The sequence below is a fragment of the Shewanella sp. 0m-6 genome (assembly GCF_052977325.1).
In genome coordinates this window covers 1-24,391 of sequence record NZ_JBRIMD010000028.1, presented here as the reverse complement: position 1 = coordinate 24,391, position 24,391 = coordinate 1, and the positions used below count along the sequence as shown (strand labels likewise).

Below are 24,391 nucleotides of genomic sequence, written 5' to 3'. Positions count from 1 at the left end.
AATAATCGCTTCTCTTAATAGGGTATTAGAGGGGTTAAGCAGGATGTTAATACTTAAAAGAAATCAGTCAGATCTTCAGGCAGTTTTGGGCGACTATAAAGATAGCCCTGCGCTTCATCGCACTGGTTAGCTTTTAAGAAGTCTGCTTGCTCTTGCGTTTCAACCCCTTCGGCGACCACCTGCAAATTTAACGCATGTCCCATCGCGATAATGGCTTTTGCAATCGCGGTGTTGTGAGTATCAAGTGGCAAGCCCGCCACAAATGACTGGTCAATTTTGAGCTTATGGATAGGCAGTGTCTTAAGGTAGCTCAATGATGAATAGCCTGTACCAAAATCATCTACCGAGACTTCAATCCCCATATCCCCTAACTTAGCTAAGCCTTGGCTGACCAGTTCGGGATCTGACATCATGCAACTTTCTGTGACCTCAAGCTCTAAACTCGTCGCAGCTAACCCCGTATCTTTAAGGATCTCTGTAACTTCATCGACAAAACTACGACGCTGAAGCTGCTGACCAGCAACATTCACCGCTATCCGTCCAAAGCAAATACCTTGCTCATGCCATTTTAGCCCCTGTTCGCAAGCCTTGATTAATACCCAGCGACCGATATCTTGAATTAAGCCGATCTTTTCCGCTAAAGGAATAAAAATCGCCGGGGAGATATTACCCAGTACCGGATCATTCCAGCGAAGCAAGGCTTCAAAACCAACCGTTTTACCCGTCACAAAGCTAATTTTAGGTTGGAACACCAAATAGAAAGCATCAAGTTCAAGTGCATCATGCAGTGCACTTTGAAGCTTAAGTTTTGCCACTGACTCCTGGGTTAAGGATTCGGTGTAAAAAGCATAATTATTACGCCCGTCATGTTTAGCTCTGTGCATCGCCACTTCAGCCCTGACCATTAAACTACTTGAATCTTGGCCATCATCAGGATACATCGCGACCCCCATACTCGCTGTTAAACGCGCTTGACCATGTTCACCTAAGGTGAAGGGCTGATCGAACATTTGTCTAAGTTTATTGACGCTGAGTAACAACATGTCACTGCTATCAATATTAGATAAAATTACCGCAAACTCATCGCTACCAAGCCTTGCCGCAGTAGCGAGGTTATTTAACCCTGAGCGAAATCGTTGACTCAGCTCAAGCAGGACTTCATCGCCGACAAGGTGACCATAGCTTTCGTTTACCTGCTTAAAAAGATCGACATCGATATAGACTAGCCCCAGACGATTTTGGCTATGACGCGCCTGTTTAAGCTCTTGCTCTAATCTTGCTGTAAGCGCCATGCGATTAGGTAACTTTGTCAGCGGATCATGAAATGCGACTTTAGCCAACTCTGCTTCACTTTGCTTTTGAGCCGAAATATCATTAAATACTGCCACAAAAAAACGGATCTTATATTCATCATCGTAAACGGCACTGATATTAAGTATTTGCGGAAATATGGCACCGTTTTTACGCCGATTCCAAACCTCCCCGTGCCATTTACCTTTTTTCAGCAAGTCATCCCACAGCGTAGTAAAAAATGCTTTCTTATGCCGACCAGAGTTAAACACTCTTGGGTTTTGCCCTAAGAGCTCCTCTTTTTCATATCCGGTGATCTCCCTAAAAGCACCATGTGCATTGACTATAGTGCCGTCAATATCTGTGATGATCACGCCCTCGACCGAGTTTTCGAACACCCGTGAGGCTAACTCAAGCTGATCTTGCGCGGCTTTATGAGAAGATATATTACGTGAAATGCCGATAACGCCAGCCAGCTCCCCATTATCATTGATAACAGGAACCTTGGTGGTTTCCTGCCAGGACTCGGTATCACCAATATCTAAGCCTTCACATTCGCCAACCGAGACTTCTCTTCCTTTACGAATCGATTCAATATCGCTGGCAATAAAATGCTTGGCTAAACGGGATTCAAATAGTTCATCATCGGTATAATCAAGGATCTGCTCTCGTGGGCGATTCCAGGCAAGTTCTACACTTTGATTAACCAAAATATAGCGTCCAGATGTATCTTTCATCCACACATGCTCTTTCATACTGTCAATAAAGGCTTGTAAGCTAACCTCACTTGCTCTTTCACTTACCCTGCGAAGCTTATTCTGTTGCTGTTTAAATTGTCGATATACCTGACTTAGGCTTTGTTCGATACTGCTGCCGCATATTGCTAGTAGGCGTCGAATATCGGCTTGCTTTTCAGCGTGACAGGCCGCGCCTTGAGTTACATTTTGCTGACTATTGTCAGGTGATGTAATCAGGCAAATATAGCCAAACAAGGCTCCAGAAGGCCAGTTGATCGGAAATAAACACTGCAGTGAATCGTCTTCTGCCTTACTGATATCAAAGGACTTTTTAAACGGCGTGATGTCAGATTGGCCATACACTTGCTCATGGCTGGCTGGCAGCTGATTAAGCTGCTCTTCGGTCATATTGGCATAACTAATAGGAATAAGCTGGTCAGCTTGATCTATCTGTAATAACGCGGCCTTGCACTGGGCTATTCGTGCCAGCATATCGATAGATTGCTGCCACTCATCCCGTTGTGCTTGCGTTATATTGATATTAATCAAATCAATGCCCTATCAGTCTTTTAGAGGTAGTTCGAACACGCCTTATTCATGATTGATACATAAATGAGTCGTACGTTTGTTTTGCCCATCATCAAAAATTGAGCAATAAAACAGCCATAACACTAGTATTGTTAACGAAAAAAATAAAGATTAAGCCAATGACTAGCGCTAGGATATTCAATGCGCCTCAAAAGCCTTACCGAACTAATACTCTAATTGTCAGACACTTAAATCTATTTTTGATGACAGGACAAAATACAAGGGACCCAGTTAAATTTAGTTGACTTCAATCAACAAACTAGCGAGTTACCTCTCTAATGCCCTATATACCTATCACTTATAACAATTAGTGATACCTATCACTGATACCAACTTGCATAAGAAAGTGACCAACCATAGCGTTTTTTGGCAAACTAAGCCGAAAAATGATGCCATGGTTGCTCTCTTATGAAGTCATTAATGCAGAAGTCGCCAAGCTTCCATTGGCAAACAGGCATAAAAAAACCAGCCCTTGAGCTGGTTTTTAAATCGTTACTAATGCAAGTTGGCGCAACAAACGCGACTTTGCAGTAATATCCCGGTTATTTAGTTCGCTTGTGGGCGCATAGCTGGGAATAGGATAACGTCACGAATAGTATGCGTATTCGTAAATAGCATCACGAGACGGTCAATACCGATACCTTGACCAGCAGTTGGCGGTAAGCCGTGCTCTAGTGCAGTAATGTAGTCTGCATCGTAGAACATCGCTTCGTCATCACCCGCATCTTTTGCATCAACCTGCGCTTTAAAGCGACTGTCTTGATCTTCTGCATCGTTAAGCTCAGAGAAACCGTTAGCCACTTCGCGGCCGCCGATGAAGAACTCGAAACGGTCAGTGATGAAATGGTTGTCATCGTTACGACGTGCTAGTGGAGAAATATCCGCTGGGTAGCCAGTGATGAACGTAGGTTGCATCAACTGAGTTTCAGCTGTTTCACCAAAGATCTCTTCTAGTAGCTGACCACAAGTCCAGAACTTCTCAACTGTCATGCCTAGGCTCTTAGCCAAGTCACGCATAAACTCAACATCTTTAACTTCTTCGTAAGTCATAGACTGAATGGTTGCGTTGTCAGGATTGTACTTCTTGATCGCATCCAACATGCTCAAACGTGCATATGGGCCACCAAAGTCAACTGTGTGCTCACCGTATGGAAGCTGTGGAGAACCACAAAGCTCAGTCGCGATAGAGCTTAGCATCTCTTCAGTCAGATCCATTAGATCGTTAAAGTCTGCATACGCCATATAGAATTCCATCATAGTGAATTCTGGGTTATGACGTGGAGACAGACCTTCGTTACGGAAGTTACGGTTGATTTCGAATACGCGCTCAAAACCACCGACCACTAAACGCTTAAGGTATAGCTCAGGAGCAATACGCAGGTACATAGCGATATCAAGCGCATTGTGATGCGTCTCGAATGGACGAGCAGAAGCGCCACCTGGGATGCTGTGCATCATTGGTGTTTCAACTTCCATGAACTCTTTCTTTACCATGAAGTTACGAATAGCCGAAACGACTTTAGAACGCATGATAAAGGCTGCACGAGAATCTTCGTTAACGATCAAGTCAACATAACGCTGACGGTAACGCGTCTCTTGGTCTGTTAGGCCGTGGAACTTTTCAGGCAGTGGACGCAGTGCTTTAGTTAGCAACTGGTACTGTTCCATGTTCACGTATAGATCGCCCTTACCTGAAAGGTGTAGCTGACCGGTCACACCGATGATGTCACCGATATCTAGACCCAGGAACTTCTCTTTAAGATCTTTTTGAACATCTTTACCCGCATAAGCTTGGATACGACCGCTCACATCTTGGATAACCAAGAAAGGACCACGCTTAGCCATAACACGGCCAGCGATAGAGCGCTCAATGCCCATGCCTTCAAGCTCTTCTTTGGTGTTTTGACCAAATTCAGCTTGAATGTCTGCCGCTTTGTGTTTGCGATCGAAGTTGTTCGGGTGACCGTTTGCAGGGCAGTTGGTACGAATGTGCTCTAATTTTGCACGACGCTCTGCAATTAACTTGTTCTCGTCTAGTGTTTGTTCAGTCATCTTCTTCTCTCGTTAAAGGCCAGATTTCAGGCTAGCTTCAATAAACTTGTCCAGATCGCCATCTAAAACGCTCTGGGTATTTCGGTTTTCAACGCCGGTACGTAGATCTTTAATACGTGCATCATCGAGCACGTATGAACGGATCTGGCTGCCCCAGCCAATATCTGACTTGGCATCTTCGGCGGCTTGCTTATCAGCATTCTGCTTAAGCATTTCTAGCTCATACAGTTTTGCTTTTAGCTGTTTCATCGCTGCATCACGGTTTTTATGCTGCGAACGGTCGTTCTGACATTGCACCACAGTGTTGGTCGGCAGATGCGTAATACGGATCGCTGACTCAGTTTTGTTAACGTGCTGACCACCCGCGCCTGATGCACGGTAGGTGTCAATTCTTAAGTCCGATGGATTGATATCAATCTCAATCGAGTCATCAATCTCTGGGTAAACGAATACCGAACAGAAAGAGGTGTGACGCTTACCTGATGAGTCAAATGGCGACTTACGGACTAAACGGTGTACACCGGTTTCCGTACGCAGTGAGCCAAAGGCATATTCGCCAGTAAACTTGATGGTTGCGCCTTTAATGCCGGCAACATCACCACCGGTCACTTCAATCAATTCAGGTTTGTAATCATGGGCATCACCCCAACGTAAAAACATACGCAGTACCATGTTTGCCCAGTCTTGAGCCTCTGTACCGCCAGAACCTGATTGAATATCTAAATAACAATCTGATGCATCATGTGGACCTGAGAACATGCGACGGAACTCAAGTTCCTCTAAGCGCTTCTCAAGATCTTGTAATTCAGCAGCGGCATCATTGAAGGTTTCTTCATCATCTTCTTCAACGGCAAGTTCGAGTAAACCCTCGATATCTTCTAGGCCACTGTCCATATCATCGATAGTTTTCACTACCGCTTCAAGGGCTGCACGCTCTTTGCCTAAGGCTTGGGCGTTATCTGGATCGTTCCAAACTTCAGAGCTTTCAAGCTCTCGGCTCACTTCTTCTAGACGCTCACTTTTGGCATCGTAGTCAAAGATACCCCCGAAGAAGGTCGGTACGGTCAGCGAGCTCCTTGATTTTGAATTTAACTGGATTTACTTCAAACATGATTTAATCAACTTTTAAATGAGTTTTTGGCTAGGAAACAATGACGACACAACGCCATCGATTATCGGCTCAATTATTCACAGATAGAAAACCCGCTATTTTAACTCATGCTTTGCATGAAACATAGCGGCAAAAGCGCACAAAACAGCAATTTTATTCAACAAAGCTAACTCAAGTGCTAAAAACTAATATTTAACCAAATATTACTACTGCGCTAATCTCAATTGTTTTCATTTAACGCCATTTCGTGTCATTGCTCAACGGTATCTATTGCGCTTCCGTGACCTTTATCGCCCCGCCCTCCCGCTAACGTTATATCGGCAGTATTATCTAGCGCCACTGCGGCCTTCAACGCTTTCACTGAAGGTTTTTCGGCGCCTTGGGTGGGGTTTACATTGAACAAAATCGCTGACACGATAACCAAACCGCACTGTATTCACCGACAAACCACCGATAAACCAGGCCCAATGACCACAAAACGCCAACTGACGCAGCACTACCGTACACCAGTAAAACCAAGGTGCACATTTTAAGCTGCAAGTGTGAAATACCCCGCAGTTCCCACTGAAATCCAAGCTGCATTTTCTGCGTAAAAAAAGGCCACAGGTATACTCCAAGTTATAACTATTTCGCCAAGTCCGTTCTCTGTGAATGCTGATGTTGCGCCTAGGTTCTCAAAGCCTAATGAAGCGTATTCAATCAAGCTGCGACCCTATAAATAAAGGCCAATGCGATGAAACAAATAATAATTGATGGCAAGACCTTAGTTGCCAAACAACAAGACACTCTGTTAGATGTCGCGCTTAATGCCGATATTGCCATCCCCAATCTGTGTAAGAGCAATGCCCGTTATTTAGTAAAAAGCTCTTTAGTACACGATAGCAAGCAGCACTGTAATTTGTGCCATGTAGAGCTGCATACAGACGATAACAGCATTACCCATGTGCGCGCCTGCGAAACCCTTGTTAGCGATATTGCTGCGCAAAACATTCAAGTGATCACCCAATCAGCAGCGCTGAGTAAACAGCGAAAAGCGGCGCTGCAAGTGATCTTGTCTGATCACTTTGCCGACTGTGAGGCGCCTTGCCAAACGGCTTGCCCCGCGGGCGTTGACGTACAGTCTTACCTGTACCATATCGCTCAAGGCGATCACACTGAAGCCGTTAAAGTCATTAAGCAGACCTTACCTTTGCCACTCTCTATTGGCCGTGTCTGCCCCGCTTTTTGTGAATCTGAATGCCGCCGTGGCTTGGTCGATGAGCCTGTTGCTATCCGCCAATTAAAACGTCACGCCGCCGATTTAGATCTAGAAGGCGATGCGCCATATGTGCCGCCAAGACTTGCTGATACCAATAAAAAAGTTGCTATTATCGGTAGCGGCCCAGCGGGCATTTCAGCAGGATATTACCTGTCGAATAATGGTCACAATGTCACTATTTTCGAGTCAATGCCGCAAGCTGGCGGCTGGTTAAGATACGGCATTCCAGAGTATCGTCTGCCTAAGGCTATTCTCGATAAAGAAATTGACCTGCTGTGTAAAAATGGTCTCAAGATTAAAACCGATACACGCCTTGGTCGTGACATTCACCTTAACGGTTTAATTGATGATTTTGATGCGGTTTGTTTAGCCATCGGCGCGCAAAAAGCCGTGCCAATGAACTACCCCGGTATCGAGCTAGACGGCTGTTATTTAGGCGTAGATTATTTAAAAGATTACTGCACCGACAAACAATACATCACAGGTAAAAAAGTCGCAGTGATTGGTGGTGGAAATACCGCCATAGATTGTGCCCGCACAGCCAAACGTGATGGCGCCGATGTCACGCTGGTCTACCGCCGTACACGTGATGAAATGCCAGCAGAAGACTATGAGATCCATGAAGCTGAGCAAGAAGGGATCAAGTTCCACTTCTTAACCAATCCGATTGAAAACCACTGCGATGATAATGGCCGCGTGGCACAAGTGACCTTTGAAGTGATGGCGCTTGGAGAACCAGACAGCTCTGGTCGTCGCAGCCCAACCCCAACGGGGGAGACCTTTACTGAAGCGTTCGATACCGTGATCCCTGCGGTTTCGCAAACCCCTGATATGGCGTTTCTTGAAGATCCACAAAGCCAACTTGCCACTGGTGAAGTCGCTCTTACTCGCTGGAATACCTTCGAGGGTTGCGAGCACACCATGTCGGCAGGGCAATCTGCTGGGCTCGATAAACTGTTTGTGATTGGTGACTCTCGTACAGGTCCAGCCACCGCGGTTGCTGCTGTGGCTGATGGTCGAAAAGCTGCCGATGCCATTGAGAAACTCCTTAACCAGGGTTTGACTTGTGAGCTAGTAAAACAGCCATTTAACTCAACTAAGGCCGCTAAGACTCGCGCACTAAAATCCCTTAAGGCAGATGCGCTTTATCCTGCTGCAAGTGTGCAATCTCGCAGCCTAATGCCTGAGCTTGATAAGCTACAGCGCGCCCTGAATTTTAGTGAGGTTGAACTTGGCTTTGCCGCCGATGAAGCGATGAAGGAAGCCGCGCGCTGCTTAGAATGTGCCTGTCAGGCAAACACCGACTGTAAGCTACGAGATTATGCGACCGAGTATAAGGTTAAAGCCAGCGAGCTTGATCTTAGCCAGGCGCAACATTTTAGCATTGATACCAGCGCGCCATTTATTACCTTTGATGCTAACCGCTGCATTAGCTGTGGTGCCTGTGTTGAAACCTGTAAAGGTGCCAGCGGCCACAACGCGATATCTTTTGCCAAAGATCATTACCACGCCCTGCCAATCTCATGTGCCAGCTCAAGTGAAAGTGACGAGCGCAAAGCCCCGCGTGTGGGCTTTAGCGTTAGCATGAACGACAGCGACTGCGTGCAATGTGGCAACTGTGTACAGGTGTGCCCAACAGGTGCATTAGTTGATGCTCGTGATAAGACTCAGGGCCTAACTCAAGCGCAAAAAGCACCGCTTAAGTGCGTCTCTACCATCTGTACCTATTGCGGCATTGGTTGCCGAGTTAACCTGCATGTGGATGAACAGAAAAACCAAATCCGCCATATCAGTGGTGATACATCATCGCCTGTAAATGAAGGCATGCTATGCGTTAAAGGTCGCTTTGGTTTTGACTTTGTTGGCAGCGACAAACGCCTAACCACGCCGCTTATCCGCAAAAATGGTCAATTAGTGCCTGCGAGTTGGGAAGAAGCCATCTCGGTTGTGGCGCAGCGCTTTGGGGAGATCAAACAAACCTATGGTGATAAAGCGCTAGCGGGTTTGTCTTCAGCTAAAGCCACTAACGAAGATAACTACGTTTTCCAAAAGTTCTTCCGCAGCGTTATTGGTAATAACAATATCGACCACTGCGCTCGCTTATGTCACGCCTCAACGGTTACCGCACTGCGCGAAAGCTTAGGCAGCGGTGCGATGACAAACGACATTCCAAGCATTAAAGACAGCGACCTTATCTTTATTCTTGGCTCAGATACCGAAAGCGCTCACCCGATTATCGCCTCTCGCATCAAGCAAGCAGTAAGCGAACATGGTGCTCGTTTAATCGTTGCCGATCCTAAGCGCGTCTCTATCGCCGATAAAGCCCAGCTTTATGTGGCACACAGACCGGGCTCAGATGTCATGCTACTGAATGCCATTATGCAGCAGATCATCAAAAATGATTGGCATGATCTTGATTACATTCAAGCTAGAGTCGAAGGTTTTAGTCAGCTCTATGATGAAGTGATGAGCACCGATTACAGCCCTAAGAATGCAGAGTTAATTACCGGCGTGAGCGCTAAAGATATTATCGAAATGGCTCACCTTATCGGTACTGCAGAAAAAACAGCAGTCTACTATGCCATGGGGATCACTCAACATACTTCTGGTCACGATAACGTCACCGCGATATCTAACCTGCAGTTACTGTGTGGCAATATTGGCGTAAAAGGAGCGGGAATTAACCCTCTGCGCGGCCAGAGTAACGTGCAAGGCGCCTGCGATATGGGCGCCCTGCCAAATTACTTTAGCGGCTATCAGAAACTTGACGACCCACTGGTCCAAATGCGCTTTCGCGAAGCTTGGGGAAAAGAAGATCTCAGTGCAGAGGTAGGACTGTCAGCAACAGAGATGATGCACGCGTTATCTCACGGCGAGCTTAAAGGGCTATATGTCATGGGCGAAAACCCAGTGCTGAGCGATCCTGACCAAAAGCACGTATTGCAAGGCCTAGCTGCGGCAGAGTTTGTAGTGGTGCAAGATATCTTCTTAACAGAGACTGCCGAGCTAGCCGATGTGGTCTTGCCTGCGGCCGCGTTTGCCGAAAAGCTAGGGCATTTCACCAATACCGAGCGCCGAGTGCAGCAGTTACTCCCCGCTGTTACGCCACCGGGTCTTGCCAAGAATGATTGGCAAATAATCCAACTTATTGCCACCAAGATGGGTGAAGATTGGGGCTACCAAAATGAAAAGCAGATTTGGCATGAGATCACCGACGTCACGCCACAATATCGCGGCATTACCTGGAAAGTTATCGACAGCCTAACGAGCAATGGCCTCCAGGGTCTGCAGTGGCCCTGCCCAGCTGAAGGTCACCCTGGCACGCCTATTTTGCATACCAGAGAGTTTACTCATGGCAAAGGTAAGATGCGCGCTGTGCACTACCGTCTTCCCGCCGAAATGCCGTGTAAAGAGTATCCATTGGTCTTATCAACTGGACGCTTATTGGAGCAATTCCACACTGGCACCATGACTCGCAAAACTGAGGGACTCAATCAACTCGGTAGCGCTAGGGTGATGATTTCGGTATTTGATGCTGACAAGCTCGGCGTGAATAACGGTGATATGCTCAAACTCAGCACAAGGCGCGGAGAGATTGAAATTAAGGCATTTGTCACTAAACGTGCTCAGGCTGGGGTCTTGTTCCTGCCGTTCCACTTTGCAGAATCTGCCGCCAACAAGCTGACTAACAACGCCCTCGACCCAGTGGCTAAAATCCCAGAGTTCAAGGTGTGTGCGGTAAAAGCTGAAAAGGTAGCAGAAGAAGTAGCCGAAATGACAGCAGAACTAGCGTAACTAGCGTAACTAGCGTCAAAGTAGATCAAAAAAGGCCGTAAGCGCATGCGCTTACGGCCTTTTTGTTGGTTTTCGTTTAGCTAGCTGCTAACTCATAAACGCGCCCACTAGCGCCCCTGCAACACCAAAACCTGTCACTAGGATAAATATATTTGGCTTAAAGATTTTAAACAGACCAAAACCTAACACCACCAAGGCCATATCAAGCGGAGATAGCACAGCACTGATAAATATAGGATTATAAAGCGCCGCCAACAAGAAACCGACCACACAAGCATTCACTCCCGCAACCGCGCCTACCACTTGCGGCCGCGCGCTGAGAGCATGCCAGCTTTTAAGTGCCACCAGCATAAGTAAGAATCCCGGCAGGAAAATAGCGAGTGTCGCAACCAAGGCCCCCATTAACGGCTGTTGCACCCAGATCTCTGCACCTAAAAATGCGGCTAAGGCAAACATAGGCCCCGGCACAGCTTGAGCTAACGCATACCCCGTTAAGAACTGATCGTTACTCATCGCATCGCCAACACTCGATTGCAGTAAAGGCAGCACCACATGCCCACCGCCAAAAACCATGCTACCCACTTGATAGAACTGGCTAAACAACTCAGTTAAATTCGATATCCCAGCTTGCTTAGATAACCCTATGACCACCAAGGAAGCAATCAATAAGCCGCTGAAGATACTTAACCAAAAGAAGTTGAGTTTTATCGGTTGCTGCGCCGTTGCCTTAGGTTCATCATCCTCAGCAGATAAGTAATAGCGACCCACCATAGCGGCTACGATGAGCAAGCCAAACTGTACAAGCATCGAAGGCTGCAGCAAGATAATCACGCAACTTAAGACCATTAATAGCTTGGCTTGCTTACGCTGACAAAACTGCTTAAACATAATCCAAATGGCATCAGCAACCACGACCACAGCCAGTAGTTTAAGCCCGTGGATTATTCCTTGAGTAAATGAATAATCCAGCCACTGGCTACTGGTTACTGCGAGTAAAAATAATAGAATAAACGAAGGAAGGGTGAAGCCTAGAAAGGCGGAAATAGCCCCTAACAGCCCGCCGCGATGGTAACCAATCGCAAAACCCACCTGGCTCGAGCCCGGTCCAGGCATAAACTGGCTTAACGCCACCAAGCTGCCATAGTGTTTGTCATCGAGCCATTTCAGCTCCTGTACAAAAGTCTGCCTAAAGTAACCGATGTGCGCTGCTGGCCCGCCAAATGACACTAGGCCTAACGAAAAAAAACGAAGAAAAATTTGAAACATAACCATCCATCAATATGTGCGCCAAGACGCCTTTAAAATAAGTGCTTTAAATAAGCTGCTTAGAATAACAGATACAGAATATGACACTAACGTTACAAAATAATGAAACCTAAAAAAACGGCAGTAATCTGTCACAAGTTAAACCAAGCTTGCAGAGGCGATAAGCTAAAAACAATATAAATCTTTTAGTGCTTTGCTTTACCTGCTTAGCTAATCCAACATTAGTCGCTCAAAATCGGCTAATGGCTGGCGCTTACCGATAGAGTCTTCCACCCATTCGAGCACTTCTGTTGCCGTCGTCCTATAAGTTGTCAGCTTGCCTCCATAGAGGCTTAATAACTTAGGGTGGCTTAGCTGACTTTTTTGCAGGGTATCTCTTGGGCGATCAAATGAATTGCCAGCCTGTTTTGGTAGCACTCTAATTCCACAAAAGCTGTCAACCACCCGCGTTTTCAATGCCTCTACATCACCAAGCTGGGCAAAGTAGTGTTGATAAATACCCAGTAAATACGCCTCCTCTTCGGCGGTTATCTGGGGTTTGCCGTTTAACTTATCAAGCACGACTTCAGTGGTGCCAATCAAGGTATTACCATTCCAAGGCATCACAAAAATCACCCGTTTGTCAAAGCAAGACTCAAGGTAAAGAATGCCGTCATTAGCCGGAATATCGAGCAGCAAATGACTGCCCTGCACCCATTCTATGGGCTCTGCTGCAATGGGCGGGACCACATTATCTAACACATGGTTCACCCAGGGACCCGCCGCGTTCACCACCGCCAACGCTTCTACCTCTTGCTCAGCACCGTCGGCTTGGTAACGCACGATACAATGACTTAGCAAATGCTCGATATGAGTACATTTTGCATGCTCAATAACATGGGCACCTAAAGAACGGGCATTTTTTACGACCGCCTGGGTCAGAAGTTTGTCGTCTGTTTGCGCATCCCAATATTGATAAACAGCCTTAAGCCCGTTGAGTTTGAGCCCTTTGATTTTCGACCAATGCACTGAGGGTATCGATTTAAACTGCCCTAGCGCATCGAAATCGCTAAGCATGGCATACAAACTCAGTCCCGCCCTGATCGCCCATGAACTGCGACGACTGGTGTCATATACGGGAATATAAAATGGGATTGGATTCACTAAAGAGGGAGCAAGCTGTAGCAAAGCTTTACGCTCGGCCAGTGACTTTCTCACTAACGGCAGTTGTCCGGACTCAAGATATCGTAGGCCACCGTGAATAAGCTTGCTAGAGTTGGCTGATGTTTGCGCAGCAATAGTGTCTCGTTCAAGTAATAGCACACTATAACCGGCCGCAGCCGCGCACTGAGCAATACCAGCACCGTTAATGCCACCGCCAATAATGATAAGATCAACTGTCGCCATTTGTGCTCCTTAAAGTGCATCTGTTATTTTTGCTACTGCTTTAACGGCTTTTCAATCAGTGTTTCAGCCACTATTACGACAGATTTATAAAGACTGAGTAAAGTCCATAATTACCGCCACTAAATACGCATATACGGCATTGCACAATAACCTAGGCTAATAGAGGCTGTCATTACGCAGTGGAGCGAGAAACAGATCTGTTTGTTTGGGCTCAATGGTGTTTCAACGCTGTCTTTTGTCATAATCAGAGTCATCATAAGAGTAACCCTACTTTGTCCCCCGATTTAAGGCTCTAGTTCAGGCTCTAACTCGCGCTAGAGTCTAGGGCAATAAACAAAACACCTAGCATATAACATACTTATGTTATTGATAAAATTCTAACCTTAAATTGAGCCGTAAAAATGCCCCTCTCTTGATGCACGCTCAGTATTTTGTTAGCTGTAACCTAACTCACATCATCCTAGGCGACATTGCGGCATCAATTTTATGAGCCTGGTTAATAGCATATTAGGTCGTGAAACTAGGTTGTGGGTTTGGCTCTAATATCCGCCAAAGCATCATTAGAATAATTGATCTAAAGATGATTGCTTTTCAGATACTAATAGCATAAATTGCTCTCGAATTTGAACGATCCAGCTGTTTTTACGCTGTTAGTTTTTAAAAAGTTTTCATGTTATCAAGGATGTACAAAATGAAGTCTATAGCCGTAGTTGGTTTATTGTTCGCAGGAAGCGTGGCCGCACAATGTGATAACCAAACCCATATAGTCGATATTCCTTATGCAAAGAATAGCTCTTATTTTGCAGGATATTACGCATCGCAACTCGATAAGTTAAGTAAAAACACCCAAGCCAATAGCGGTTATTTGCTGCTCGAATTTAAAGTCAATCAAACTCAAACCACTGAAGAAGCGCGCAAGTATAATAAGTGGTTAGCACAAAGGCGTATTGAAAGAGTAAAAACCTACCTTGATAATGCGGCTTACCCCGCCCCCGTGATCACTCGAATATTAACCGCAAGTACCGACGAGAACCGCAATGTGTCAGTGGTATGGTGCGCTGCAGAAACCGAGCAACTGCAGATTCAAATTGCCAGTAAAGATGAATAACCGATAAAGACTATAAAAAACGCTCAAACATTAGTCAGCCCGCAGCGTCTTTATTAACAAAATGCCAACATTGATCATAGGTGCCCCAAAACAGCAATCTAGCTATGCACAACACCTATCAAACTGTTTATAAAGCTTTTAGCGATCAAACCTATGTATAACGAGTGGCTCGTTATGACTAGTTAAACAACGGCTTAATCAAGCCATTACAATTATTGCTAAAAGTTTAATTCTATTACCTAAAACTAGTCATAGTTCCCAAAAGTAATTTATTCGAGATTCCAGTAGCAAAAACCACACATTAATTTAGCAAATGCTAACTACTACCGTAAAGTATCGGTAACCTAAGTCTCAATTCATGCCTAATTTGCCTTTTGGAGTTCGCATGGTCAAATCAGCTCTATTATTCATCGCCATATTTCTCTCAAGCCTTTCTATGCCAAGCTTTGCAGCTGACAGCCCAGTTAATGGTAATTCCATTAATGACACTGCCATTAATGAAGCCAATATGTGGCATTACACTAATTCCCAAGGGGAGTTAAAGGTAAAACTGTATTTCTTCTGGTCTAAAACCTGCCCACACTGCGCCGAAGCGCATCCATTTATCGACAGTCTGCCAGAGCGTTACCCCTGGATCGAGGTGGAAGATCATATGATCACTGCTTCCGGTACCATGAAGATTTGGCAGCAAATAGCCAAACAAACAGGTACAGAAGCGCGTTCAGTGCCTTATTTTGCTAGCGGTGAAAAAGCGGTGGTAGGCTACAGTAGCCAAGCTGTTACTGGTGAGTTTTTAGTGCAACGCTTAAAGTCATATTATGTATCACTTGGTGGTCAGTTAGCCCCTGAAACCGAGGGCCAATACACTAGTGCTGCTCCCGTCTCTGCGGGCCTATTTGAAACCTGTAAAGAAAGCAGCAGTGACAGCGAAGGCACCTGTGATTTAGGTTTAGATAGTACCAGTGAAATAGCCTCTTCTGATGTGCAACCCGTTGAGTTGCCACTCGTTGGTGTTGTCCACCCTGAGCAGATGTCGCTACCGCTATTAACAGTGGTACTGGCTGGCGTCGATGCCTTTAATCCTTGCGCTTTCTTTGTATTGTTATTTCTACTTTCAATTATGGTTAACGCCAAGAGCCGCACTCGCATGTTAATTGTCGGTGGCATCTTCGTATTCTTCTCAGGCTTTATCTACTTCATCTTTATGAGCGCATGGCTGAATATCTTCCAACTACTTGGCGCTGGTAGCGACGGCGGCTGGATTATTCTCGGGGCGGGTATGTTGGCGCTCGTCGCAGGCGCGGTAAACATCAAAGACTACTTCTTTACTAAAGGCGAAGTCACTTTATCCATGTCTGCAGAGAACCGCACCGGGTTGATTAAACGTATGGGTAAACTCACCAGCGCCAGCAGCATGACCGCCATGATAGCCGGTACCGTGGTGTTATCGATTTTAGCCAACGCGTATGAGTTACTCTGCACAGCTGGCTTCCCGATGATCTACACCAGCGTATTGTCGATGCATGACCTAGACACATTTGAGCGTTACATGTACCTGGTGATGTACAACGTGGTGTATGTCATCCCACTCGCGGCGATTGTTATTGCCTTTAGTGTGTCACTTGGTAAACGCAAGCTCACCGAAAAAGAAGGCCAAACCCTTAAGCTCATGTCGGGCATTATGATGATGGGCCTAGGTGGTATGTTAGCTATCGACCCGACGGCGCTGCAAAATGTGGCCTTAGCGATTGGCCTTATCTTAAGCTCTATCGTGCTGACCTTTATCATTACCCTTATTCGCAAGGGGATTGAGAAATCACGGATTGCAAAATCATAGTTTTCTTAACTGAAGCGCTACAGTTATAAGTAGTAGCTTGTCGCTGGTGCAACTACGGATAATCAAACTTCGTTTGATAAAAGTCGTGAGCTTCCAGCTCACACACGGGCAAGAGGGGATCAACAGCAATCCCCTCTTGCATCTCCCCTGCCGCCCCGACGAAGTTGTAATCCTCAGTTATTTTCGAAAATCTCTATCGCCTCAGAATCGCCGTCCATGGTTCTACTAAGGCTACCTCGTCATCCTGACTCGCTCACGCGATTTCCTTTAATTCCTTCGGCAACTTCAATGGGGATTTGGTGCAATCAATTAACTTTAGAGGGAAACTCATCAGCTAATGACTATTCCTAGCCTACAGCTGAATCGGCTCGAATATCTCAATGCTTGCTCCGCCGACAAAACAGATAGAGGTAGACGGTATATCATTAAAAAATAAGCAATTTAAGCTTGAAGCCGCAAATCTAACTAAAGTTTTCAAAGTATTCGCAAATACGATGTCATATTTTTTAACTATTAACTTCAATTGCAAGACTCTGACTTATCTATAGAATACGCCATACATTAACTTGCTGGTGTCAAAATGCGTATTTTCTCCATCATGCTACTTCTTGGCTTATTGTCTGGCTGTGGAACAACCCCCATTGCTTATAAGCCTAACCCAGTAACACTGGAAGACGCTCCAATAATTATTGATAGAATGGTTATGACTCAACATCGAGCATGGAAGCCAGATTACTTTGTAATTACAGAGCATTATTTTGGCTGGGATTTTGGTACTTACTCCAACGGAACAATCCAGAATAGTATCGTTTATGCTAGCACTTCTAGCACAACACGAAGCGCTGCAGAGAGAGTATATTACGACGAAATTTCTGATGTTAAATTACTGGACTGGACACGGAAATTTAAACAGTGGTACGTAGTTACTTTATACCGAGAAGACGGCAGTTTAATAAAACATGTACTACGCACTCGAAAGCTTGGAGATGCTCAATTATTAGTGGATGCATTGAACACATTTATAGGTGAGCGTCTAAAAAAAGAACACTTATAATAAGAGGCTATGGCACCATCGCTTTTCAGTATCAGCTTTACCGCCTTAGACTTTCCTAATGACTCTTTACAAGCGCTTATCCCACCACGAAGCGCTGCGCTTTCACCAAGTTCACGAAGGAAAAAATACAACTCAAACGGCTTAGCCTGTTGCCTTTCTTCGTGTCCTTTGTGGTGAGTAGCCTTTATCGCCCTTGCTTGAACCATCTCAGCTTTTATCCTCTTTTATTTACAACCATGATTGATGGGCTAAAGCCCAACCTACAAAAGAGAATATGTTTTCTGGCTGCTCTTCTTTGCTTTTATCATCTTTACTCTTTCTTAGCTTTACCGCTTTTACCGTGAGCGCAGCGCTCCGTAAGTGACGCTGTCACGCTCCCTAGGCCGCTGGCCGTCCGGCTCTTCCCGTCTTAGCTTGAACCGTCTTTGCTTTTCCTAGGACCTAGGGCCTGCTTTTCCTCAAACCTAGCCCCTTCTTTTCCGTAGGTCGGTATTTATGCCGACAAATCTAGTATAAAACCAAGATTGATGGGCTAAAGCCCAACCTACAAAAGAGAATATGTTTTCTGGCTGCTCTTCTTTGCTTTTATCATCTTTACTCTTTCTTAGCTTTACCGCTTTTACCGTGAGCGCAGCGCTCCGTAAGTGACGCTGTCACGTTCCCTAGGCCGCTGGCCGTCCGGCTCTTCCCGTCTTAGCTTGTACCGTCTTTGCTTTTCCTAGGACCTAGAACCTGTTTTCCTAGAACCTTCTTTTCCGTCTTAGCTTTAAAACCGATACACTCTGTAACACGACTGACCTTAAGTCTTTAAAGTGCGCGCCGATAACCAAATAACATTCTTAATTAATCGAGCTACATATGGCAGTTACTATTTCTAGTGCGAATCTTCAACCTAACATGAGCCATGGCGATGTTGGCGTTAAAGTCGCGCAAATGGCTAAAGACCAACAAAAAATTGAAGGTGATATCGCATTAAGTTTGATCAATGCCGCGATACCCGATACCCCACAAGCACCTGTCGGTAACACTGGCCACAATATCAATACTACGGCCTAACTCGCTTCATTTAGTGATTCTCGGCTCTGGTTACCACTGTCGATGGATTCATATATACCCACCTTTAGATCAGTTGGGTATAAGTACCTATCTCGTCCCGCTGACTTTGCTTGATACAACAAGCGGTCAGCTACCTGTAACAATTCAGCGGCCTCCATAGATATTTGCCACTGCGCCACACCTTGAGAAACTGTGACATATTTTGAGGCTGTAGAACTCGGATGCACGAGTTTAGCTTCAGCTAATGCACGTTGGATCTTTGCAGCGACCTTTACCGCGCCAGTTAAATCCGTATCAGGTAGAGCCACCACAAATTCTTCACCGCCATAACGCGCCACGAGATCCCTCGGCCTTTCAAGCGCACAGTTCAATACCTTAGCAACGTTAATCAAATACTCATCGCCCACTTGATGACCAAGACTATCATTAAGCGGCTTAAAGAAATCCACATCGACCATGATAATGGATAACGGTTTGTCACTTCGAAGTGACGCTTTCATCTCTTGAGTTAACACCTCATCAAAGTGACGGCGATTACTGATATTGGTCAACCCATCAATCAAAGCTAAGTGCTTAAACTGCTGCATTAATTTCTTATTCTCGATATTACGGGTCACAGCTTTAAATAACCAACCAGAGATAATTTTCTGGCCTGATAAGATAATGCCAAAAAAACATAAAAACTTGGTGATGGGATAAACCAACACTTGCGAATATTGCAGTGAATGGTAGCTCGCACTAAAAATCAAAAATGGCAGAATAGTCAGTAGCATTGCATGGCGATGGGGAAATAAGGCTAACGCAAAAACCAGTACTAGAACGTCAGCTAATGACTCTATTCCCGGCATATTCTGTGCAGATAACAAGGCAAGATTGATGAGAACGTAACACCAGCCAATAGTTAAAAACGCTAGGTAGGTATATGTTTTATTTACGCTAATACGGCCAAGCCCTTTAAGCTTTACCGTAATAATCCCGATAAAAACAACTGCAAACAATGGCAGCGTTTTTAATTGGAGTAACTGAATGTCATCATAAAGGCTATCAAAATAATACGTATTGGCCAGCACCACAAATAACAGCGCACAACTGACGTAAGTCGCCCATAAAATACCGCGCTTTAAAATGGTAAACGTTTCTCTTTTTATCTGCGCGTGATATCGATGTGAATTCAGGGCCATTCTCCATTACTTATTACAGCTCTATGACTCATCCACTAAAAAAGCCAGCTTTTGCTGGCTTTATAGTAACGACTAATCGCTTTAGGCTGCAACATTATCGCTGCTAGAGTCATCAACTTTCTTATGTGTAGAGTCTTCAACTTTCTTATGTGTAGAGTCTTCAACTTTACCGGTATGAGAGTCATCAACATTATGACGAATTAGGTAATCAAATGCGCCTAGCGAAGCCGTTGCACCACTGCCCATGGCGATAATTATCTGTTTATAAGCGGAGTTAGTGACATCACCTGCGGCAAACACACCTGGCAACGACGTTTCACCTTTAGCATCGACAGTAATTTCACCGCGAGCTGTCATATCAATAGTGTCTTTTAACCATTCTGAGTTTGGCACTAAACCAATCTGAACAAATATGCCAGCAAGTTCAACATGATGCGACTCACCTGTTGCTCTATCGGTGTAGTTAAGGCCATTAACGCGCTTACCATCACCGGTCACTTCTGTGGTCATCGCCTGAGTAATAATCTCGATATTGCCCATCGATTTTGCTTTACGCTGCAATACATCATCGGCGCGTAAGCTTTTATCAAACTCAAGCACAGTAACGTGCTCAACGATATTAGCTAAATCAATCGCGGCTTCAATACCTGAGTTACCACCGCCAATCACAGCAACACGCTTACCTTTAAACAGTGGGCCATCGCAATGTGGACAGTATGCCACGCCACTACCACGATACTCTTGCTCACCCGGTACGTTCATTTCACGCCAACGAGCACCCGTTGCTAATAAAATTGTTTTACTGCGCAGCACCGCGCCACTTTCAAGGGTTAACTCAAATAGCTCACCCGACTTTAAGCTCAAAGCGCGTTGGTTATCCATGATATCCACGTCATATTCATGCACGTGAGCTTCAAGATTAGCGACCAACTTTGGTCCTTCAGTCGCCTTAACCGAGATAAAGTTTTCAATACCTACCGTTTCAGCCACTTGACCACCAAACTTGTCGGCGACAATACCGGTACGTAAACCTTTACGCGCCGCATAAATGGCAGCCGATGCGCCAGCTGGGCCGCCCCCCACCACTAATACCTCAAACGGTTCTTTTTCATTTAACTGCTCGGCTTTTCTACCGGCGGCATTCACATCAAGCTTATTTAAGATCTCTACAGTACTAATGGCTCCCATAGAGAACTGCTCGCCATTAAGGTAAACAGAAGGTACGGCCATGATGTTACGTTCATTCACTTCATCCTGGAACAATGAACCATCAATCATCACGTTAGTAATGTTAGGGTTAATCGCCGCCATCATATTCAGTGCTTGCACTACTTCCGGGCATGTTTGGCAGCTTAGCGACACATAAGTCTCAAACTGATACTCGCCCGGCAGTTGACGGATTTGCTCAATCACATCGGCATCCAATTTTATTGGATGGCCGCCGCTGTGCAGTAAGGAAAGCACTAGTGATGTGAACTCATGCCCCATAGGCAGACCAGCAAAGGTAATTTGGCTGCCAATCCCTTGACCTAGATCCGGGGTAATCACCGACATTGACGGCGTGCGCTTACCCACTTGCTCAGTCACTGAAATAAGTGAAGATAGGCTATCAATATCTGCAGCTAAAGATTTAAGCTCTTGCGCTTTTGGGCTGTCATCAATAGATACAACCAGCTCAACTGGGTGCTTGAGGTTTTGCAAATAAGTGTTCAGTTGATTCTTGACGTTTGCATCTAACATGATGACTCCTAAATATTAAAAGCTAATCTGGTATAGGTGAGCAGGCAGCATTAGCCATAATGCGGTTTAGTGTTAACCAAAACAAAGAGTGCTCACAAAAAATAAAAAAGTAAAAAAAGGCTGTAGAAATAAGAGTTTGTTCAGCTTAGCTTGCAGGGGGCACTAAGCTGAACAATGGAGAGAGCCTGGTGAAGATGGCTACCAAGCTAACCCGTTTGGGGACAAGCTAGCGAGGTAAACACCTTACTTTCAACTCAATCTAGATTTAGATCTTACCGACTAGGTCGATTGATGGTGCAAGTGTTGCTTCACCTGGCTGCCATGCTGCCGGACAAACTTCACCGTCGTGTGTTGCAACATATTGTGCAGCCTGGATTTTACGAACTAACTCTGCTGCGCTACGACCAATACCTAGGTCATGTACTTCAGCCACTTTAATCTCGCCTTCTGGGTTGATAACAAATGTGCCGCGTAGTGCTAGACCGTCTTCTTCAATCATCACACCAAAATTACGTGTGATAGTGCCTGTTGGGTCACCAATCATTGGATACTGGATCTTGTTGATGGTGTCTGAACTTGCATGCCATGCTTTGTGAGTGAAGTGAGTGTCAGTAGATACTGAGTAAACTTCAACGCCCATAGCCTGTAGCTTCTCGTAATGGTCAGCCATGTCGCCTAGTTCAGTTGGGCATACAAAGGTAAAGTCAGCTGGGTAGAAGAATACGACTGACCACTTACCTAGTAGGTCTTGCTCTGTCACTGGGTGGAAGTCACCTTTGTGAAAAGCAGTTGCTGTGAATGGCTTGATTGTAGAGTTGATAATTGACTGATGCATGTAATGCTCCGTTTTATAATTAAAGTTGAAAATACTATTTCTTAAAATTCAACAAACTGAATGAGTGATGATGAGTCTCTTAACGCCAGTTCGTTTTCGATGGAAGAATAATAGCGGAGCCAATGAATTAATGATAACGGGTAAAAGCTATCATGCTAATCTATTTTTCCGAACAAGATTAACAAGCCTGCGATATCAGGCTTTCGCCTGAAAAGTACGACGCATAAGTACGGTGCATAAGTACGATAAAAAATGGACTTAAAGGTTTTAAGTAAAAGAGGGCAAGCAAATTTGGATTTTGGCACAGAGAAGCTAAAAACTATAAGTAGAAAATAGACTCGCTAACACATCGATAAGTATTAGCGAGACTTTACTCTTACTCCCAGACTTTTACTTTACTCCCAAAGGTCGAAGCGGGTTAGCGATCTCGCCAACTGAAAATCAAGCTGCTGCGATAAGGACTGCGCCTTGGTCTTGAGTGCACTGGCGCTAATGTCGCGCTTGACCTTACCCGCAAACACCACCCAATTGCCACTGCCAGTTAGGCAAGCACGTACTTCTACAAAATGCATATTAAGGTAGGCAAGTAGCTCACGGTTTTGGCTATGCTCTTTCCAGCAATTGAGAACCAAGTAGCCATCGGCTTTAATTAAGGCCGCGCACTGGGCAATAAAGGCCTGTGACACCTGCGCGGCATCCACCCCTTCCGCGCTGTAGATATCAGCAAAAACAATATCCACTTTCTTATGATCGCTAGCCTCTAGAAATTGCTTGGCATCTTGATGAATGACTTTAAGCTTTTTACTCAGCGGCAACTGGAAATATCGCTTAGCCAGCGCTATCACGTCACCTCTTAACTCTACTGCCGTTAACTTAATACCCGCATCAAAGTGGCGCAGCGCATGAATAAGTCCACCACCACCGAGCCCAAGCACAATTGCACTTTTAGGTTGGCTATAGAGTAGAACCAGCAACATGGCTTGCACATAGGTGTGCTGCGGAATATGCGGAGTGGCCTTGAGCAATTTGCTTTGTTCGTCGTTATCGCCAAACGCGAGGATCCGTGTTTCCTTATCCTCTAATACAATAAGCGGACCATATTCGTCTTGGGTTTGGTGTAATACTTGATAATCTGACATGCGTTCTCCGATATTTGGAGCGCTATTATGCGTTAACTATTATGCGTTAAATAGTACTTTAATAAAATGGTGACGTTCTAGATGTAACAAGCGCTGATACCGCGCATGAGCAGCAACAATTAACCCACATTACCAGACAAAAAACAGCACAAAACCAAACTTAAAAACAAATACCACACCAAGCAAACAAGCACCACAAAGATCGAGACAAACACTACAATTTACCAACCTGGATTTGCTAGCGCTGTCACATTTCATTTTTGGCTTATACATACAATCAGCGCCATTCTCAATTCAGTAAAATTAAACCAATGAAAAAGACAATCTCTGCCGTCGCGCTAACGGCAATTCTAAGCACTCAACTTACCGGTTGTATGGGCCAAATGGGCCTAAGTGCTATGGTAACTAAAGCTAACCTTAGCGCGGTTGATAACCGTTATGGCCGTGCTGGTCTATTTATACTTATGAGCCCAATTTATGGCTTCGCTGCAACTGGCGATCTATTTATCCTTAACAGCATCGAGTTCTGGACAGGCACAAACCCTATCACTGGCCGTTCCCCAGCGGTAGTCGATATGCCAGTTGAAGCTATTTTCAAAGTGAACCAACACATTGATGGCGATCTAACTAGCGCCCCGCTAAAAAACATCAAGTTAACTAGCGCTTCAATGGTAGCGACTGATGACAATACTTTGGCCATGACATTGGTTTATGAAGATGGCAGCCAACAGGTAATGTCAGGTGTTAAGCAAGACGAGCATGTCGACTTCTACCTAGATAGCACTTTCATTGCTCGCGTGAGCACTGATGAGCTTGCTGCATACCAGCAAGGTTAATGATTAGTATTTACTCCGTGACATACAAAAGGGCCAGTAATACTGGTAATGCCGTTCACTTAAGGTGAACGGCATTTTTATTTTTGGCATACCGTTGAGGCCTTGGTTTTACTGTTCTGGGG

16 protein-coding genes and 1 pseudogene are annotated in these 24,391 nt (G+C 45.2%); 6 read left to right on the top strand and 11 right to left on the bottom strand.

Going from position 1 to position 24,391, the window contains the following annotated elements; all coding sequences use genetic code 11:
* Positions 1-53: 53 nt before the first annotated feature.
* From ACVBJC_RS17145 to ACVBJC_RS17130, 4 genes are all read right to left on the bottom strand, one after another.
* Positions 54-2,576: an EAL domain-containing protein gene (locus tag ACVBJC_RS17145; RefSeq protein ID WP_447162183.1), complete on the bottom strand. Its 2,523-nt coding sequence runs from the start codon at positions 2,574-2,576 to the stop codon at positions 54-56.
* Between the two features lie 585 nt (positions 2,577-3,161).
* Positions 3,162-4,667, bottom strand: coding sequence for a lysine--tRNA ligase (gene lysS, locus ACVBJC_RS17140; RefSeq protein ID WP_447162184.1), 1,506 nt, complete (start codon positions 4,665-4,667; stop codon positions 3,162-3,164).
* Positions 4,668-4,679: 12 nt separating this feature from the next.
* A protein-coding gene (gene prfB / locus ACVBJC_RS17135) for a peptide chain release factor 2 (protein ID WP_447162185.1) occupies positions 4,680-5,778 on the bottom strand; the annotation gives its coding sequence in 2 pieces (ribosomal slippage) (positions 4,680-5,702 and positions 5,704-5,778; 1,098 coding nt in all).
* Between the two features lie 250 nt (positions 5,779-6,028).
* Positions 6,029-6,193 (bottom strand): hypothetical protein, encoded by a 165-nt coding sequence (locus ACVBJC_RS17130; RefSeq protein ID WP_447162186.1) that lies wholly within the window; start codon positions 6,191-6,193, stop codon positions 6,029-6,031.
* 318 nt (positions 6,194-6,511) lie between these two features.
* Here ACVBJC_RS17130 and fdhF point away from each other — a divergent pair, with 318 nt between their 5' ends.
* On the top strand, positions 6,512-10,831 hold the full coding sequence (fdhF, locus tag ACVBJC_RS17125; RefSeq protein ID WP_447162187.1) for a formate dehydrogenase subunit alpha: 4,320 nt from the start codon (positions 6,512-6,514) through the stop codon (positions 10,829-10,831).
* Positions 10,832-10,918: 87 nt separating this feature from the next.
* On the opposite strand, the gene chrA is transcribed toward fdhF, so the two are convergent.
* From chrA to ACVBJC_RS17110, 3 genes are all read right to left on the bottom strand, one after another.
* Entirely contained in the window at positions 10,919-12,097 is a 1,179-nt protein-coding gene (gene chrA, locus ACVBJC_RS17120) for a chromate efflux transporter (protein WP_447162188.1), read from the bottom strand.
* Between the two features lie 210 nt (positions 12,098-12,307).
* Complete coding sequence (locus tag ACVBJC_RS17115) at positions 12,308-13,483, bottom strand: glycerol-3-phosphate dehydrogenase/oxidase (RefSeq protein ID WP_447162189.1); 1,176 nt, start codon at positions 13,481-13,483, stop codon at positions 12,308-12,310.
* Between the two features lie 119 nt (positions 13,484-13,602).
* Positions 13,603-13,740, bottom strand: coding sequence for a hypothetical protein (locus ACVBJC_RS17110; protein ID WP_447162190.1), 138 nt, complete (start codon positions 13,738-13,740; stop codon positions 13,603-13,605).
* 434 nt (positions 13,741-14,174) lie between these two features.
* Here ACVBJC_RS17110 and ACVBJC_RS17105 point away from each other — a divergent pair, with 434 nt between their 5' ends.
* The 4 genes from ACVBJC_RS17105 to ACVBJC_RS17090 all read left to right on the top strand — a co-directional run bounded on the left by ACVBJC_RS17105 (position 14,175) and on the right by ACVBJC_RS17090 (position 18,538).
* Positions 14,175-14,591: a hypothetical protein gene (locus ACVBJC_RS17105; protein WP_447162191.1), complete on the top strand. Its 417-nt coding sequence runs from the start codon at positions 14,175-14,177 to the stop codon at positions 14,589-14,591.
* Positions 14,592-14,976: 385 nt separating this feature from the next.
* Positions 14,977-16,428, top strand: a complete 1,452-nt coding sequence (locus tag ACVBJC_RS17100; RefSeq protein ID WP_447162192.1) for a cytochrome C biosynthesis protein — start codon at positions 14,977-14,979, stop codon at positions 16,426-16,428.
* A 580-nt stretch (positions 16,429-17,008) separates the two neighbouring features.
* The gene (locus tag ACVBJC_RS17095; RefSeq protein ID WP_447162193.1) at positions 17,009-17,482 is read left to right on the top strand and encodes a hypothetical protein; all 474 of its coding nucleotides are present in this window, start codon (positions 17,009-17,011) and stop codon (positions 17,480-17,482) included.
* Positions 17,483-18,340: 858 nt separating this feature from the next.
* Positions 18,341-18,538, top strand: coding sequence for a hypothetical protein (locus ACVBJC_RS17090; RefSeq protein WP_439267985.1), 198 nt, complete (start codon positions 18,341-18,343; stop codon positions 18,536-18,538).
* Here the strand turns inward: ACVBJC_RS17090 and ACVBJC_RS17085 are convergent.
* The 4 genes and pseudogenes from ACVBJC_RS17085 to ACVBJC_RS17070 form a co-directional block, all read right to left on the bottom strand.
* Complete coding sequence (locus ACVBJC_RS17085) at positions 18,535-19,719, bottom strand: GGDEF domain-containing protein (protein WP_447162194.1); 1,185 nt, start codon at positions 19,717-19,719, stop codon at positions 18,535-18,537. The two genes, ACVBJC_RS17090 and ACVBJC_RS17085, sit on opposite strands and share 4 nt — an antisense overlap.
* A gap of 165 nt (positions 19,720-19,884) precedes the next feature.
* Positions 19,885-21,459, bottom strand: a pseudogene (gene ahpF, locus ACVBJC_RS17080) (alkyl hydroperoxide reductase subunit F); the annotation flags it as partial.
* 265 nt (positions 21,460-21,724) lie between these two features.
* Complete coding sequence (gene ahpC, locus ACVBJC_RS17075) at positions 21,725-22,294, bottom strand: alkyl hydroperoxide reductase subunit C (RefSeq protein WP_447162195.1); 570 nt, start codon at positions 22,292-22,294, stop codon at positions 21,725-21,727.
* Between the two features lie 395 nt (positions 22,295-22,689).
* Positions 22,690-23,433, bottom strand: a complete 744-nt coding sequence (locus ACVBJC_RS17070; protein ID WP_447162196.1) for a spermidine synthase — start codon at positions 23,431-23,433, stop codon at positions 22,690-22,692.
* A gap of 311 nt (positions 23,434-23,744) precedes the next feature.
* On the opposite strand from ACVBJC_RS17070, the gene ACVBJC_RS17065 reads away from it, so the two are divergent.
* Positions 23,745-24,269 carry a DUF3332 domain-containing protein gene (locus tag ACVBJC_RS17065; RefSeq protein ID WP_447162197.1) on the top strand — a complete coding sequence of 175 codons (525 nt, stop codon included), beginning with the start codon at positions 23,745-23,747 and terminating at the stop codon, positions 24,267-24,269.
* Positions 24,270-24,391: the final 122 nt, after the last annotated feature.